The organism is Enterobacter cloacae complex sp. GF14B, assembly GCF_004136805.1.
Lineage (GTDB): Bacteria > Pseudomonadota > Gammaproteobacteria > Enterobacterales > Enterobacteriaceae > Enterobacter > Enterobacter hormaechei_C.
Genome location: NZ_QFRV01000047.1, coordinates 22608 through 37950, shown reverse-complemented (window position 1 = coordinate 37950; position 15343 = coordinate 22608). Strand labels below are relative to the sequence as shown.

Here is a 15343-nt window from a genome sequence, read left to right as displayed (position 1 = left end):
CGATGCCGACGCGGTGTACCTCGACTGGGGCAAGCCAACCCAACGTCCGCTGGCGCAGGTGACGCCGGAGCTGCTCAGAGGCATGCAGTTCGACTCCGGATCGATGGGGCCGAAAGTAGCCGCCTGCCGCGAGTTTGTTGAGGCCTGCGGCGGCATTGCCGGGATCGGCGCGCTGAATGACGGCGCGGAGATCCTGGCGGGCGAGAAAGGCACGTTGATTCGTAACTAAACCCCTCCCCTCACCCTAACCCTCTCCCGGAGGGAGAGGGAATGTAAGCCCCCCTCTCCCCGTGGGAGAGGGCCGGGGTGAGGGCATCAGACAGCTAACAATTTAAAAAGGATTTCCCCATGACCATTAACCTGAAAAACCGCAACTTCCTGAAACTGCTGGACTACACCCCGGCGGAGATCCAGTACCTGATTGACCTCGCCATCGAGCTCAAGGCCGCCAAAAAAGCCGGGCGCGAGAAGCAAACCCTGGTCGGGAAAAACATCGCCCTGATCTTTGAAAAAACCTCCACCCGCACCCGCTGCGCCTTCGAAGTGGGCGCGTTCGACCAGGGCGCGCAGGTGACCTATCTCGGCCCAAGCGGATCGCAGATTGGCCATAAAGAGTCGATGAAAGACACCGCCCGCGTGCTGGGCCGCATGTATGACGGCATCGAATATCGCGGCTACGGCCAGGCCATCGTTGAAGAGCTGGGCGAGTACGCGGGGGTGCCGGTGTGGAACGGCCTGACCGACGAGTTCCACCCGACCCAAATTCTCGCCGATCTGATGACCATGCTGGAGCACTCCCCGGGCAAAACCCTGCCTGAGCTGAGCTTTGCCTATCTCGGCGACGCGCGCAACAACATGGGCAACTCGCTGATGGTCGGTGCGGCCAAGATGGGGATGGATATCCGCCTCGTGGCGCCGAAATCTTTCTGGCCGGAGGCAGGCCTGGTTGAGCAGTGCCGCGCCATTGCGAAAGAGACGGGCGCGCGCATCACCCTCACCGACGACGTGGAAGAAGGCGTGCAGGGGACCGATTTCCTCTACACCGACGTGTGGGTCTCCATGGGCGAGCCGAAGGAAGCCTGGGCCGAGCGCGTCAGCCTGATGAAGCCATATCAGATTAACGCGGACGTGATGAAGGCCACCGGTAACCCGAACGTCAAGTTCATGCACTGCCTGCCGGCGTTCCACAACGAGCACACCAAAGTGGGCCGCGAAATCGAGATGGCGTACGGCCTGAAGGGGCTGGAGGTGACGGAAGAGGTCTTCGAATCACCGAACTCCATCGTCTTCGACGAAGCAGAGAACCGCATGCACACCATTAAAGCGGTCATGGTGGCGACACTCGGCGACTAATCACCGCCCGGCGCGCCGCGGGGTGCGCCGGGTTTAAGGAGAACATCATGGGCAAGTTCAAGTTTCCCTCCGCTTACACCATTCTCTTTTTTCTGATTGCCGTGGTTGCCGTGCTGACGTGGATTGTCCCGGCCGGGCAGTACCATATGGCAATGAACGAGGTGCTCGGTAAAGAAGTGCCGGTTGCTGGCACCTACGCGCACGTGGCAGCGCACCCGCAAGGTCTGGTCTCCGTGCTGATGGCGCCGATTGCCGGGCTGTACGATCCGGAATCCGGCCAGGCCGGAGCCATCGACGTGGCGCTGTTTATTCTGATCATCGGCGGATTCCTCGGGATCGTTACCAAAACCGGGGCGATAGACGCCGGGATCGAGCGCGTCACCACCCGGCTGCGCGGCCGCGAAGAGTGGATGATCCCGATCCTGATGGCGCTGTTTGCCGCGGGCGGCACGATTTACGGCATGGCAGAAGAGTCGCTGCCCTTCTATACCTTACTGGTGCCGGTGATGCTGGCGGCGCGGTTCGATCCGGTGGTTGCGGCCTCTACCGTGCTGCTCGGCGCGGGGATCGGCACCCTCGGCTCCACCATCAACCCGTTCGCCACGGTGATCGCCGCCAACGCCGCCGGGATCCCCTTCACCAACGGCATCATGTTGCGCATCGCGCTGCTGGCGATCGGCTGGATCATCTGCGTGGCGTGGGTAATGCGTTACGCCCGTAAGGTGCGCAAGGATCCGTCGCTGTCGATCGTGGCGGATAAGCAGGAAGAGAACCGCGCCCACTTCCTCGGCAACAAGGGCGAGCAGTCGCTGGAGTTTACCCCGGTGCGCAAACTCATCCTGGTGATCTTCGCCCTCGCCTTCGCGGTGATGATCTACGGCGTGGCGGTGCTGGGCTGGTGGATGGCGGAGATCTCGGCGGTGTTCCTCGCCAGCGCCATTATCGTCGGGCTGATCGCCCGCATGAGCGAAGAGGAGCTGACCTCAACCTTTATCAACGGCGCGCGAGATTTGCTGGGCGTCGCGCTGATTATCGGCATCGCGCGCGGTATCGTAGTGATCATGGATAAGGGCATGATTACCCACACCATTTTGCACAGCGCCGAGGGAATGGTCACCGGATTGTCGACGGTGGCGTTCATCAACGTGATGTACTGGCTGGAAGTGGTGCTGTCGTTTCTTGTGCCTTCTTCGTCCGGCCTGGCCGTTCTGACGATGCCGATCATGGCGCCCCTTGCCGATTTCGCTAACGTCAACCGCGACCTGGTGGTTACGGCTTACCAGTCGGCGTCCGGCATCGTTAACCTGATCACTCCCACCTCTGCCGTCGTGATGGGCGGGCTGGCTATCGCCCGCGTGCCCTACGTGCGTTATCTGAAATGGGTCGCGCCGCTGCTGGGGATTTTAACGGTGGTGATTATGGTGGCGTTAAGCCTGGGCGCTTTGTTGTGATTTGCCGGATGGCGCTGCGCTTATCCGGCCTACGGATCGGTGCGGTGCCACCGGTTATTTCGGGAACTGATATGGGAACTATGATGGATTACGAAGAGTACTCTCCCAAAGAGCAACTACAGCTAACGGTCTGCCAGCGTCTGATCGCGGAAAAGAGCTATCTCTCCCAGGAAGAGATCCGCCGCGACTTACAGGAGCGGGGTTTTGAGACCATCAGCCAGTCCACCGTTTCACGTCTGCTCAAGTTGCTTGGTGTCATAAAAATTCGCAATGCCAAAGGGCTAAAGATTTATTCGCTGAATCCCCAGCTACGCCCGGCCCCCGATGCGGCGCGTACCGTCTCTGAAATGGTGGTGAGCGTGGAGCACAACAGCGAATTTATCCTTATCCATACCGTCGCCGGATATGGCCGCGCGGTGGCGCGTATTCTGGATTATCACCAGTTACCGGAAATTTTAGGCGTGGTGGCCGGAAGCAGTATTGTCTGGGTCGCGCCCCGCATAGTGAAGCGCACCGCGCTGGTGCATAAGCAAATTAATTATTTACTCAGAACGCATTAATATTCATAAAGAACCGTTTGCATTGAGTAAAGCGTGCATTAAATCGCTTGATCCCAAAAGCGAGCTGCGTATAATGCCCGACAATTTGCCGGGAGGAAGCATGGTCAAGCGTGTACGACATAACGTCTTACCGCGTCTGAAATCAGACGCTGGCCTGCCGTTTTTCTTCCCGTTGCTAAACCTATTCCCAGAGCCCCTCATTTGAGGGGCTTTTTTTTGCCCGGCGTCAGGAGATAAACATGAATCCGCTTTATCAAAAACACATCATTTCCATAAACGACCTCAGCCGCGAAGAGCTGGAACTGGTTCTGGAAACCGCGGCAAAACTGAAGGCCAAACCGCAACCGGAGCTGCTGAAGCACAAGGTGATTGCGAGCTGCTTCTTTGAAGCCTCGACCCGCACCCGCCTCTCCTTTGAGACCTCCATGCACCGCCTGGGCGCGAGCGTGGTGGGCTTCTCTGACAGCAGCAACACGTCGCTGGGTAAAAAAGGCGAGACCCTGGCGGATACCATTTCAGTGATCAGCACCTACGTCGACGCGATTGTGATGCGCCACCCGCAGGAGGGCGCGGCGCGTCTGGCGACCGAGTTTTCCGGCGGCATTCCGGTGCTGAACGCCGGTGACGGTGCCAACCAGCACCCGACGCAGACCCTGCTGGATCTGTTCACCATTCAGGAGACGCAGGGCACGCTTGAGAACCTGAACATCGCCATGGTCGGCGACCTGAAGTATGGCCGCACCGTCCACTCCCTGACCCAGGCGCTGGCGAAATTTAACGGCAACCGCTTCTTCTTCATCGCGCCGGACGCGCTGGCGATGCCGCAGTACATTCTCGATATGCTGGACGAAAAAGGCATCGCGTGGAGCCTGCATGCCAGCATCGAAGAGGTGATGGGCAACGTGGATATTCTCTACATGACCCGCGTGCAGAAAGAGCGTCTTGACCCATCCGAGTACGCCAACGTGAAGGCGCAGTTCGTACTGCGCGCCAGCGACCTCGAGGGCGCGCGCGACAACATGAAGGTGCTGCACCCGCTGCCGCGCATCGATGAGATCACCACAGACGTGGATAAAACGCCGCACGCCTGGTACTTCCAGCAGGCCGGGAACGGCATCTTCGCTCGCCAGGCGTTACTGGCACTGGTTCTGAATCGCGAATTAGCTCTGTAAGGGGAGACGACCATGACACACGATAACAAACTCCAGGTTGAAGCCATCAAGCGTGGCACCGTGATTGACCACATCCCTGCGCAGGTGGGCTTTAAGCTGCTGACGCTGTTCAAACTGACCGAAACCGACCAGCGCATCACCATCGGCCTGAACCTGCCGTCGGGCGAGATGGGCCGCAAAGACCTGATCAAGATCGAGAACACTTTCCTGACCGACGAGCAGGTTAACCAGCTGTCGCTGTACGCGCCGGACGCCACGGTTAACCGCATCGACGATTACGACGTGGTGGGCAAATCCCGCCCAAGCCTGCCGGATCGCATCGAAAGCGTGCTGGTCTGCCCGAACAGCAACTGCATCAGTCATGCTGAGCCGGTTTCCTCCAGCTTTGCAGTGAAAAAGCGCGCCAATGACATCGCACTCAAATGCAAATACTGCGAAAAAGAGTTTTCTCATTATGTGGTGCTGGCCAACTAATTGAGGTTGGTAATGAAATCCCGGCTGTTATAATGGCCGGGAACATTCTTAACGCTGTAATTCTGGAGAAAAAATGAGCAAAGTACTCGCGACGGAAAATGCACCAGCGGCTATCGGCCCATACGTTCAGGGCGTTGATCTGGGCAGCATGATCATCACTTCTGGCCAGATCCCGGTGAACCCAAAAACCGGTGAAGTACCTGCCGACGTAGCGGCGCAGGCGCGTCAGTCGCTGGAAAACGTGCAGGCGATCGTCGAATCTGCCGGTCTGAAAGTGGGCGATATCGTCAAAACCACCGTGTTCGTGAAAGATCTGAATGATTTTGCGACCGTTAACGCCACTTACGAAGCGTTCTTCACCGAGCACAACGCCACCTTCCCGGCGCGCTCCTGCGTGGAAGTAGCGCGTCTGCCAAAAGACGTGAAAATTGAAATTGAAGCGATTGCCGTACGTCGCTAATTTATTTCAAGAAAGAGAAGGCAGCTCTGGCTGCCTTTTTTTATTTCGACCATTTTTACTCTCTCCGGAAAATGACGCATCCGCCACTCCATTAATAGACTGACGCTGCCTTGCTCTATTCTAATTAATGGATGATGAATGAAACTCTCTAAAATTACGCTGGCGGTAACCACATTAACGGTTGCGTCTTCCGCACTTGCACACGGATATATAGAATCCCCTGCCAGCCGCGCCTATATGTGTAAGCTCGGCCAGAATACTGACTGTGGCTCTGTACAATATGAACCGCAGAGCGTAGAAAAGACCTCCGGCTTCCCGACGGGTGCGATGCCGCCCGACGGCCAGCTTGCCAGCGCCGGTATTGCCAGCTACTCCCAGCTTGATAAGCAGAGCCTGAACGCCTGGACCAAAAATCCCATGACGGCAGGCCCGCATGAATTTGTCTGGCACCATACCGCGCCGCATAAAACCACCAACTGGCGTTATTACATTACCAAACAAAACTGGGACCCCAATAAACCGCTGACCCGTGACCAGTTCGAATTAACGCCGTTCTGTACTATTAACGGAAATGGTCAGGCACCGGCGATGACAAAATCCATGACCTGTAATGTCCCGGAACGTACGGGCTACCAGGTTATTTATGGCGTGTGGGAAATTGCGGATACCGCAAACAGTTTCTATCAGGCCATTGACGTTGATTTCGGTAACGGCGGCAACGTCACGCCGGACGACACCCCAGCGGTGATATCCCAGTGGAGTAAAACCCTGAGCGGACAGATTGCCGGGAATAACCTGAACACGGGCGATAAAGTGATTGCACGCTTCTTCGACGCCAACGGGGAAGTTGCCGCCCTGCGTACCGAGCTGACCATCGGCTCCGTTGCCCAGGGGGATGCGAACCAGTGGTCCTACGATCTGGCGCAGAAGATCAACGCCGCGTACAGCGATGTGCGTGTCGGGGTAAAGGATGAAGCGGGCGAAATTAGCCCGGTTCACGGCGCGAACAGCGTCTTCGTCAAAGACGGCAGCGCCCTCCAGTCCGTTGCGATTTCGTACGAAGAGCAGAAGGCGGAAGTGAATGAAACCATCGCGGTATCTAACCTGCACTACAGCAAAATCGAGAATGGCAAGGCGTCCGTCACCTTCCACGTGAACACCAAAGGCGACGTGAACGTTGAAGCGCACGTGATGAACCACAGCGGTGCGGAAAAGGGGTATCTGAAGCAGGAGATGAATAACGCCAGCCAGGACGTGACCATGACCCTGACTGACGTCACGGCGGGTCACCATATGCTGAAATACTATGCCACCAACAAAGACGGCACCCTGTTCGCGCAGGACGTGCTGGATCTGATGCTGGAAAGCGACGCGGCGGACAGCAACGGCCCGCATGACTTTATCTTCCCGGATAACGTCGCGTCCTACAAAGCGGGCACCGTAGTGCTACAGCCGAAAGACGGTAAGACCTACGAATGCAGGCCTGTCCCGTTCAGCGGCTACTGCGTGCAGTACAGCCCAACCGCAAACCAGTTTGAACCAGGCGTGGGCGCGCACTGGAGAGAGGCATGGGTGTTGAAGGACTGAGTGATCTGATTCCCTCACCCTAACCCTCTCCCAAAGGGAGAGGGAATTTATACACCCTCTCCCTTTGGGAAAGGGCTGGGGTGAGGGTTCTTTACTACTGATTCCGCGTCGCGCGCAGCAGCGTTTCCAGCGGGTACACCGCCGCAATCACCACCTCGTCCTGAACCTTCGCCGCGTTATCCAGTTCGCTCTGGATCGACGCAATCTCTTTATCATCCAGCGTGCCCTGGCGCGCCACCAGATCCGTCAGCCTCAGGCCAATCGCGGCCAGCTTATCCACCTCCTGGATCACCGGCTTAATGGCCTTCAACTGATAGCTGTTTTCGCTTAGCGCCAGCGCGTCGCTGGTGTTGTTCTGCCAGCGGTTAAAGACGTGGCGCAGCGCGTCGGCGCTTTCCGTGTCTTCCGCGTCGCTCACCAGACGGTCCGCCCATTTATTCATCTGACGCCCGGTCGCACTTTCCGGGTTTAGCGCATCAGCGAGCCGGTTGAGCGGCTCAAACTGATGATAGTTTCCAGCCTGGAACTTAAGATGCTGGCGGGTGTAATACTGCGCCGGTTCAAGCGCCTGGGCGAGAATTTGCAGCGGCAGGGTATCCGCATTGTTGGCGAGGCGCGTGAACTGCACCTGCTGCTGGGTATGCTGCTGTAGTCCAACCGACACCGTCGACCAGCTGTCCATCGCCTGGAGCCGGGTATACATGTTGTCGATGTCGTTGACGTCCTTCGCCGACCATAGCCGCTCCGCCACCGCAAAGGCGCGCGGCCACAGACGGATATCCAGCACCGGCGCGACCACGTTTTCCGCCCACAGCGCGGCTTCACCGCCGAGCAGATTGGCCTCGTTCGCCGGGTCCGGCACCACCGGCGGTATGCCTTTTGGGACCGCGTCCAGACGCGTGCCGCTAATCGGGTAGCGGGCGTTACCCACCAGGAAATAGCCGCTGAGCTTATCGTTCTCAACAGAAACGACCGGACGCGTTTCACCCATCCAGGTATCAACGGTAAACGTTACCTGATTGTCGTCCCGCCATTGAATGTTATCCACCGCCCGACGCGATTTCCCGGCAAAATCAATAAATCCGCGCCAGCCAGCATCGCCTTTCACCAGCGTAAAGCTACCTTCCACCGGCTTGCCCTTCAGGCGCGGCATGGAGAAAGCCCAGCTCTGGACGCTGTCGGTGTCCGCTATCACATCCACGCCGTTCAGCCCCTGCGGCACAATTTCATTGCGGTAGTGGTAGGCGGTGGATTGCGGCTGATCGAGGTAGAAACCGGTTGAGAGAATGCCCTTATAGCCGTTCTGCGCCACCTGCCCCAGCGCGTCCTGTCCCTGCCAGGACTGGATCAGAATGCTTTTCGGCAGATCGGGATGGTAGATCTCATCCCAGCCAACCATCTGCCGGTGGTGCTTCTCAAGGATCGTCTCCAGCTTGCGGTTGAAATACGCCTGCAACGCGTGGCTGTCCGCCAGTTTATTGTCGCGCATGAATCTCTGGATCGCAGCGTTCGCTTTCCACTGGCTGTCGTCAACCTCATCGCCGCCAATATGCAGATATGGATCCGGGAAGATCGCCACCAGTTCGCTGACCATCGCGTCGGCAAAGGTATAAGTTGCCTCTTTGGTGGGATCCAGCACTGGCTTCAGCACGCCCCAGTGGCGCTCCATGGCGTACGGCCCCGGCGCGCTCATCAGCTCCGGGTAGGCGACGGCAATCGCCGAGGCGTGGCCCGGCATATCAATTTCCGGCACCACGCGTATGCCGCGCTCGGCAGCGTAACGCACAATCTCGCGCATCTGCTCAGGGGTGTAGAACAGCCCGTCGCTGGCAAGCTGGGTCAGCTTAGGGTAGCGCTTTGAGCTGAAGCGCCAGCCCTGATCGTCGGTCAAATGCCAGTGCAGCACGTTGAGCTTCGCCGCGGCCATGCCGTCGATCTGGCGTTTAATATCCGGAATCGGGAGGAAGTGGCGCGCCGAATCGAGCAGCAGCCCGCGCCACGGGAAGCGCGGCGAATCTTCAATGGTCACCCACGGGATCGAGGTGTTTTCGGCGCCGTTCTGCATCAGCTGAAGCAAGGTTTCCATGGCGCGCAGCGCGCCGAAGCGGGTATTGGCGGAGATATTTACGCCGTTGGCGTCCACCGTGAGTTTATAGCTCTCATCGCTGTCCGGCAGCGGCTGCGGCTTCACCTTTTTGGCGATGGCGATGCGGATGGTCGGCTTGTCAGATTTTTCGGCCTGCGGCTGTAGCGTCCAACCGGTTTGAAGGGCGATGCGCTGGCGCAGGCGGTTGACCGCATCCCCCAGATCGTCGCCACTTACGCTCACGGTGAGTTGATTGTTAAGCTCCAGCGCGCCCTGAGTGGTCGGGCGTTCAACCTTCGCAGGCCAGGGCATTAAGGGAAGGTCGCCTGCCGGTGCGGCAAAGGCGGAGGCGCCGAGCATGAGCCCGGCGGTTAAGAGACTGTACCGTAACATGAATGTTCCTTATCTGACGGGCCAAATACAGGCAAAACATTCTGTTAACATGCGCTCAAATTGTCGTCAAGCGAATGCGCCGACGGAGATCACAGGTTGTTGAATTTGGGAGGAAAGCCAGCTGCCGGGTGGCGGCTTCGCCTTACCCGGCCTACGTTCGGATCGTAGGCCCGGTAAGCGCAGCGCCACCGGGCTTGCCGTTACTGCCACCCATACCGACGGCTATAGAACCCCTTCACCATCTGCGTCAGCACCATGTAACCCGCGAGGATCGCCACCAGCCATGGGAAGTAGCTCAGCGGTAGCGCCTGGAGTTGCAGGTAGCTTGCCAGCGGCGAGAACGGCAGCGCGATCCCGAGCGCCATCACAATGCCCGTCATCACAATCAGCGGCCACGCGGCGCGGCTCTGGATGAACGGAATGCGGCGGGTGCGGATCATGTGCACAATCAGCGTCTGGGACAGCAGTCCCACCACGAACCAGCCGGACTGGAACAGCGTCTGGTGTTCTGGCGTATTCGCATGGAACACAAACCACATCAGGCAGAAAGTCAGAATGTCGAAGATAGAGCTGATCGGCCCAAAGAACAGCATAAAGCGCCCCAGATCGGCGGGGTTCCAGCGCTGCGGCTTCTGGATCTGCTCGTCGTCCACGTTATCAAACGGGATGGCGACCTGAGAGACATCGTACATCAGGTTCTGGATCAGCAGATGCAGCGGCAGCATCGGCAGAAACGGCAGAAACGCGCTCGCCACCAGCACGCTGAAGACGTTGCCGAAGTTCGAGCTGGCGGTCATTTTGATGTATTTGAGCATATTGGCGAAGGTGCGACGCCCTTCGATGACGCCCTCCTCCAGCACCATCAGGCTCTTTTCCAGCAGAATGATATCCGCCGCTTCGCGGGCAATATCCACCGCGCCGTCTACGGAGATACCGATATCCGCCGCACGCAGGGCTGGCGCATCGTTGATGCCGTCGCCCATAAAGCCCACTACATGCCCTTCGCGACGCAGCAGAGTGACGATGCGTTCTTTATGCATCGGCGTCAGGCGGGCAAACAGCGTGGTGCGTTGGGCAAGGTCGGCCAGCTCATCGTCAGACAGGAGCTCAATGTCGCTCCCCACGACGACGTCGCCCGCGTCCAGGCCGACTTCGTGGCACACTTTGGCCGCCACCAGCTCGCTGTCGCCGGTGAGAATTTTGACGGTGATACCGCTCGCTTTCAGCGCTTTCAGCGCAGGTGCGGTGGTCTCTTTCGGCGGATCGAGGAATGCGATGTAACCCTCGAGGATCAAATCAGATTCATCGATACGCTGGTAGTCCCCTTCCCGCGCGGGCAGGAACTTGCTGGCTACCGCCACCACGCGCAGCCCCTGGCGGTTCAGGTTATCGGTGACGCGTTTGATGCGGCGCAGCATGGTCTCATCCAGCGGCACGATCTCGCCGTTATGGCGCACCTGCGTGGAAACATTCAGGATCTCCTGCAATGCCCCTTTGCAGATCAGCTGATGCACGTCCGGCTGCTCGCTGACCACCACCGACATGCGGCGTCGTTCAAAGTCGAACGGAATTTCGTCCACCTTCTGCCAGCGCCCGGAGAGCATGCGGGCAGACTCTTCATCCACGCCTTCCAGCACCGCCACGTCGAGCAGGTTTTTCAGCCCGGTCTGGTAGTGGCTGTTCAGCCACGCGCTGTACAGCACCCGTTCGCTGGTCTTTCCGGCGATATCGGTGTGGTTCTCCAGCACGATTTTGTCCTGGGTCAGGGTGCCGGTTTTATCGGTGCAAAGAATGTCCATCGCGCCAAAGTTCTGGATGGCGTCGAGGTGTTTAACAATCACCTTTTGTTTAGAGAGTTTGACCGCCCCGCGCGCCAGCGTGGAGGTGACAATCATCGGCAGCATTTCCGGCGTTAAGCCCACAGCCACGGAGAGCGCGAACAGCGCCGCTTCCCACCAGTCGCCTTTGGTGTAGCCGTTGATCAGCAGGACAATCGGCGTCATGACCATCATAAAGCGGATCAGCAGCATGCTGACGCGGCCAATGCCTTTCTGGAACGCATTCGGCTCGCTCTCCTGCTCGCTGACGCGTCCGGCAAGCTGTCCAAACCAGGTATTGCCGCCGGTGGCGGTGACAATCGCCTGCGCGGTGCCACTAACCACCGTGGTGCCCATAAAGCACAGGGTGTCGCACTCCAGCGGGTTCATCTGCTGCGGATCGCGGGTCCGCGCTACCTTCTCTACGGGCAGGGACTCACCGGTGAGTGACGCCTGCGCGACAAACAGATCCCGCGCCTGGATGATACGTAAATCCGCCGGGATCATGTCCCCCGCCGCCAGCTTCACCAGATCGCCCGGCACCAGCTGGTCAATGGGAAGCTCAATCCAGGCGTTTTCGCCGAGGTCGTTAATCACGCGCGACACGGTGGCGGTGTTGCTGACCATCGCTTTCAGCGCATCCGCCGCTTTGGTGGAGCGCGCTTCCTGAATAAAGTTCAGCAGCGTGGAGATCCCTACCATCAGGGCAATCACGCCTGCGGCAAACAGATCTTCAGTGGCGTAAGAGATAATCCCGAGCACCGTCAGCAGCAGGTTGAACGGATTGCGGTAGCAGAGCCACAGGTGGACCCACCAGGGAGAGGGTTTCTGCGCCGGGATCTGGTTATCGCCATGTTCCGCGCGGATTTTTGACACTTCTTGCGCGTTCAGCCCTTCCGGGTGGCCGCCAAAGGCGCGCCAGACTTCGTTTTCATCCATCGCCGCCACGTTCAGGCAGCGCTCGGTCAGGGAGGTGGGAATCGCCGCTCCCGCCATGGTGTTGGCATTTGGCAGCGGATCGCGCGCAATCAGGCGATGTGGCAGGTGACGGCTCAGCAGCGCTTGCAGCTGCCGGGTGATATTTTTCAACATAGTCATTCCCCCGCATCCGCAAAGGCGGACGCAGTCTTTCCCGCAGGCGTGGCAAAGCCGTACCTGTCAGGCACTTAATTTATCAAGCAGGAACGTATGAACGTTGCTGCCTCACGCCGGTGAGACAGCAAAAAGCTGGCTTACCGGTAAGAAGGTTTTCTCCGGGTCAGGAGAGGTGTGGGATCGGGATCCATGTGGCCTCCGGTAAGTAAAAAGTTGGGTATCGGCGCGCAGTATAGAGATTTATCCATACCGTTTGTGACTAATCGGGCGGTATTATAACGCCCTGCAAATAAACCGAACGTAAACCAGACTTTGCCCATAGCGAATTCGCAGGATAGCATTAGGCTCAATTGATTATTTTATCGTTGTTACAGGGAATACAGCATGCAGAACCGCCTTACGATTAAAGACATCGCGCGTTTAAGCGGCGTGGGGAAATCGACTGTCTCACGCGTGCTGAACAACGAAAGCGGTGTCAGCGAGCGCACACGCGAGCGCGTCGAGGCGGTGATGAATCAGCACGGTTTTTCCCCTTCCCGCTCCGCGCGCGCCATGCGCGGGCAGAGCGATAAAGTGGTCGCCATTATCGTCTCGCGTCTGGATTCCCTCTCCGAAAACCTCGCCGTACAGACGATGCTGCCCGCGTTCTACGAGCAGGGCTACGATCCGATCATGATGGAGAGCAAGTTCTCCGCGCAAATGGTGGAGGAGCATCTCGGTATGCTTCAGCGCCGTAATATTGATGGGGTGGTGCTGTTCGGATTTACCGGCCTAAAAGAGGACGTGCTTAAACCCTGGCAGCCGTCACTGGTGCTGCTGGCGCGCGACGCGAGCGGGTTTGCCTCTGTCTGTTACGATGACGAAGGGGCGATCGTGATCCTGATGCAGCGCCTGTATGAACAGGGCCATCGGCATATTAGCTATCTCGGCGTGCCGCATGCCGACATCACCACCGGCAAGCGTCGCCATGAAGCGTACCTGGCGTTTTGTAAAAAACACAATCTCCCCGCCGTGGCCGCGCTGCCCGGTCTGGGTATGAAACAGGGATATGAACAGGTCGCCAGCGTGCTGACGCCACAAACCACCGCCCTGGTATGCGCCACGGATACCCTTGCATTGGGTGCGAGCAAATATTTGCAGGAGCAGCGTATCGGGGAGCTGCAATTAGCGAGCGTGGGAAGCACGCCGCTGATGAAGTTCTTACACCCGGAGATTATCAGCGTTGATCCGGGTTACGCCGAATCTGGCCGGCAGGCTGCCGCGCAGCTGATAGAGCAAATTACCGGGCGTACCGAGCCCCGTCAGATCGTTATCCCAGCCCATCTCTCATAATTCTTTTGAATAGATTATTGTGATCTTCGCCCGATTTCGGGAACGTTCCCATTTTCGCCGTCACGTTGAAGGAGTAGGCTTGCGCACAGGTCATAACCCCTATCACCATCTGTCATGAGGTTTCATGATGAGTAAAGTCAAACAAACAGATATCGATCAGCTGATCGTCCTGGTCGGCGGACGCGACAACATCGCCACCGTCAGCCATTGCATTACCCGCCTGCGCTTCGTGCTGAACGATCCGGCCAAAGCCAACCCGAAGGCCATTGAAGGGCTTTCCATGGTTAAAGGCTGCTTCACCAATGCCGGGCAGTTCCAGGTGGTGATTGGTACCGAAGTGGGCGATTACTATCAGGCTCTGCTGGCGACTACCGGGCACTCTTCCGCAGATAAAGAGCAGGCGAAGAAGGCCGCGCGTCAGAATATGAAATGGCATGAGCAGCTGATTTCCCATTTTGCGGAGATCTTCTTCCCGCTGCTGCCAGCGCTGATCAGCGGGGGCTTAATTCTGGGCTTCCGTAACGTCATCGGCGATGTGCCAATGAGCGACGGCAAAACCCTGGCGCAGATGTACCCGGCGCTGCAAAGTATCTATGACTTCCTGTGGCTGATTGGCGAAGCGATCTTCTTCTATCTGCCGGTCGGAATCTGCTGGTCCGCGGTGCGCAAGATGGGCGGAACGCCAATTCTCGGTATCGTGCTCGGCGTGACGCTGGTCTCTCCGCAGTTAATGAACGCTTACTTACTTGGTCAGCAAACGCCAGAGGTGTGGAACTTCGGCCTGTTTACCATCGCCAAAGTGGGCTATCAGGCGCAGGTGATCCCGGCATTGCTGGCGGGTCTGGCGCTGGGCTTTATTGAGACGCGCCTGAAGCGCATCGTGCCGGATTACCTATATCTGGTGGTGGTCCCGGTCTGCTCGCTGATCCTGGCGGTGTTCCTGGCGCACGCCTTTATCGGTCCGTTTGGCCGCATGATTGGCGACGGCGTGGCCTTCGCGGTCCGTCACCTGATGACCGGCAGCTTCGCGCCAATCGGTGCCGCGCTGTTTGGCTTCCTCTACGCTCCGCTGGTGATCACCGGCGTGCACCAGACCACGCTGGCGATCGATATGCAAATGATCCAGAGCCTCGGCGGTACGCCTGTCTGGCCGATCATCGCCCTGTCTAACATTGCGCAGGCCTCGGCGGTAACCGGCATCATCATCGTCAGCCGTAAGCACAACGAGCGTGAGATCTCCGTTCCGGCTGCCATCTCCGCTTACCTCGGCGTCACTGAACCGGCGATGTACGGTATCAACCTCAAATACCGCTTCCCGATGCTTTGCGCGATGATCGGCTCCGGTCTGGCGGGCTTGCTGTGCGGCCTGAACGGCGTGATGGCGAACGGGATTGGCGTCGGCGGCCTGCCGGGGATCCTCTCCATTCAACCCGCTTTCTGGCAGGTATTTGCGCTGGCGATGGCGGTGGCGATTATCATCCCAATGGCGCTGACTACCGTGGTTTATCAGCGTAAGTTCCGTCAGGGCACGTTGCAGATTGTTTAATTCTCTCTTTCGGGGCG

12 protein-coding genes and 2 pseudogenes are annotated in these 15343 nt (G+C 58.4%); 11 read left to right on the top strand and 3 right to left on the bottom strand.

The window, feature by feature from the left end; translation table 11 throughout:
- The 4 genes and pseudogenes from DD606_RS15815 to DD606_RS15800 form a co-directional block, all read left to right on the top strand.
- Positions 1-229 (top strand): annotated as a pseudogene (locus DD606_RS15815) (carbamate kinase); the annotation flags it as partial.
- Between the two features lie 119 nt (positions 230-348).
- Entirely contained in the window at positions 349-1353 is a 1005-nt protein-coding gene (argF, locus tag DD606_RS15810; protein ID WP_003863360.1) for an ornithine carbamoyltransferase, read from the top strand.
- A 47-nt stretch (positions 1354-1400) separates the two neighbouring features.
- Positions 1401-2804 (top strand): YfcC family protein, encoded by a 1404-nt coding sequence (locus DD606_RS15805; RefSeq protein ID WP_129258847.1) that lies wholly within the window; start codon positions 1401-1403, stop codon positions 2802-2804.
- 80 nt (positions 2805-2884) lie between these two features.
- Positions 2885-3364 carry an arginine repressor gene (locus tag DD606_RS15800; RefSeq protein ID WP_032608385.1) on the top strand — a complete coding sequence of 160 codons (480 nt, stop codon included), beginning with the start codon at positions 2885-2887 and terminating at the stop codon, positions 3362-3364.
- Here DD606_RS15800 and DD606_RS15795 read toward each other — a convergent pair.
- A pseudogene (locus tag DD606_RS15795) lies at positions 3361-3485 on the bottom strand (hypothetical protein). The gene DD606_RS15800 and the pseudogene DD606_RS15795 sit on opposite strands and share 4 nt — an antisense overlap.
- Here DD606_RS15795 and DD606_RS15790 point away from each other — a divergent pair.
- From DD606_RS15790 to gbpA, 5 genes are all read left to right on the top strand, one after another.
- Complete coding sequence (locus DD606_RS15790; RefSeq protein ID WP_022646880.1) at positions 3465-3569, top strand: pyrBI operon leader peptide; 105 nt, start codon at positions 3465-3467, stop codon at positions 3567-3569. The pseudogene DD606_RS15795 and the gene DD606_RS15790 sit on opposite strands and share 21 nt — an antisense overlap.
- Before the next feature lie 34 nt (positions 3570-3603).
- Complete coding sequence (gene pyrB, locus DD606_RS15785) at positions 3604-4536, top strand: aspartate carbamoyltransferase (RefSeq protein ID WP_129258845.1); 933 nt, start codon at positions 3604-3606, stop codon at positions 4534-4536.
- 12 nt (positions 4537-4548) lie between these two features.
- Positions 4549-5010, top strand: coding sequence for an aspartate carbamoyltransferase regulatory subunit (pyrI, locus tag DD606_RS15780; protein ID WP_003863370.1), 462 nt, complete (start codon positions 4549-4551; stop codon positions 5008-5010).
- Between the two features lie 73 nt (positions 5011-5083).
- Entirely contained in the window at positions 5084-5470 is a 387-nt protein-coding gene (ridA, locus tag DD606_RS15775; protein WP_003863373.1) for a 2-iminobutanoate/2-iminopropanoate deaminase, read from the top strand.
- A 138-nt stretch (positions 5471-5608) separates the two neighbouring features.
- Positions 5609-7057, top strand: coding sequence for an N-acetylglucosamine-binding protein GbpA (gene gbpA / locus DD606_RS15770; protein ID WP_129258843.1), 1449 nt, complete (start codon positions 5609-5611; stop codon positions 7055-7057).
- A gap of 94 nt (positions 7058-7151) precedes the next feature.
- On the opposite strand, the gene DD606_RS15765 is transcribed toward gbpA, so the two are convergent.
- Positions 7152-9536: a beta-N-acetylhexosaminidase gene (locus tag DD606_RS15765; protein WP_129258841.1), complete on the bottom strand. Its 2385-nt coding sequence runs from the start codon at positions 9534-9536 to the stop codon at positions 7152-7154.
- Positions 9537-9736: 200 nt separating this feature from the next.
- Positions 9737-12445: a magnesium-translocating P-type ATPase gene (gene mgtA, locus DD606_RS15760; protein WP_045350684.1), complete on the bottom strand. Its 2709-nt coding sequence runs from the start codon at positions 12443-12445 to the stop codon at positions 9737-9739.
- Positions 12446-12832: 387 nt separating this feature from the next.
- Here mgtA and treR point away from each other — a divergent pair, with 387 nt between their 5' ends.
- The gene (gene treR, locus DD606_RS15755) at positions 12833-13780 is read left to right on the top strand and encodes a trehalose operon repressor TreR (RefSeq protein ID WP_015572520.1); all 948 of its coding nucleotides are present in this window, start codon (positions 12833-12835) and stop codon (positions 13778-13780) included.
- 127 nt (positions 13781-13907) lie between these two features.
- Entirely contained in the window at positions 13908-15326 is a 1419-nt protein-coding gene (treB, locus tag DD606_RS15750) for a PTS trehalose transporter subunit IIBC (RefSeq protein WP_176691444.1), read from the top strand.
- The last annotated feature ends 17 nt before the right edge of the window (positions 15327-15343 follow it).

Excerpts from the sequence above, each read along its gene's own strand:
- ridA (WP_003863373.1), top strand. The coding sequence starts at position 5,084 with ATGAGCAAAGTACTCGCGACGGAAAATGCACCAGCGGCTATCGGCCCA.
- gbpA (WP_129258843.1), top strand. The coding sequence starts at position 5,609 with ATGAAACTCTCTAAAATTACGCTGGCGGTAACCACATTAACGGTTGCG.
- treB (WP_176691444.1), top strand. The coding sequence starts at position 13,908 with ATGAGTAAAGTCAAACAAACAGATATCGATCAGCTGATCGTCCTGGTC.
- DD606_RS15800 (WP_032608385.1), top strand. The coding sequence starts at position 2,885 with ATGATGGATTACGAAGAGTACTCTCCCAAAGAGCAACTACAGCTAACG.
- pyrI (WP_003863370.1), top strand. The coding sequence starts at position 4,549 with ATGACACACGATAACAAACTCCAGGTTGAAGCCATCAAGCGTGGCACC.
- DD606_RS15805 (WP_129258847.1), top strand. The coding sequence starts at position 1,401 with ATGGGCAAGTTCAAGTTTCCCTCCGCTTACACCATTCTCTTTTTTCTG.
- argF (WP_003863360.1), top strand. The coding sequence starts at position 349 with ATGACCATTAACCTGAAAAACCGCAACTTCCTGAAACTGCTGGACTAC.
- mgtA (WP_045350684.1), bottom strand. The coding sequence starts at position 12,445 with ATGTTGAAAAATATCACCCGGCAGCTGCAAGCGCTGCTGAGCCGTCAC.
- DD606_RS15790 (WP_022646880.1), top strand. The coding sequence starts at position 3,465 with ATGGTCAAGCGTGTACGACATAACGTCTTACCGCGTCTGAAATCAGAC.
- treR (WP_015572520.1), top strand. The coding sequence starts at position 12,833 with ATGCAGAACCGCCTTACGATTAAAGACATCGCGCGTTTAAGCGGCGTG.
- pyrB (WP_129258845.1), top strand. The coding sequence starts at position 3,604 with ATGAATCCGCTTTATCAAAAACACATCATTTCCATAAACGACCTCAGC.
- DD606_RS15765 (WP_129258841.1), bottom strand. The coding sequence starts at position 9,536 with ATGTTACGGTACAGTCTCTTAACCGCCGGGCTCATGCTCGGCGCCTCC.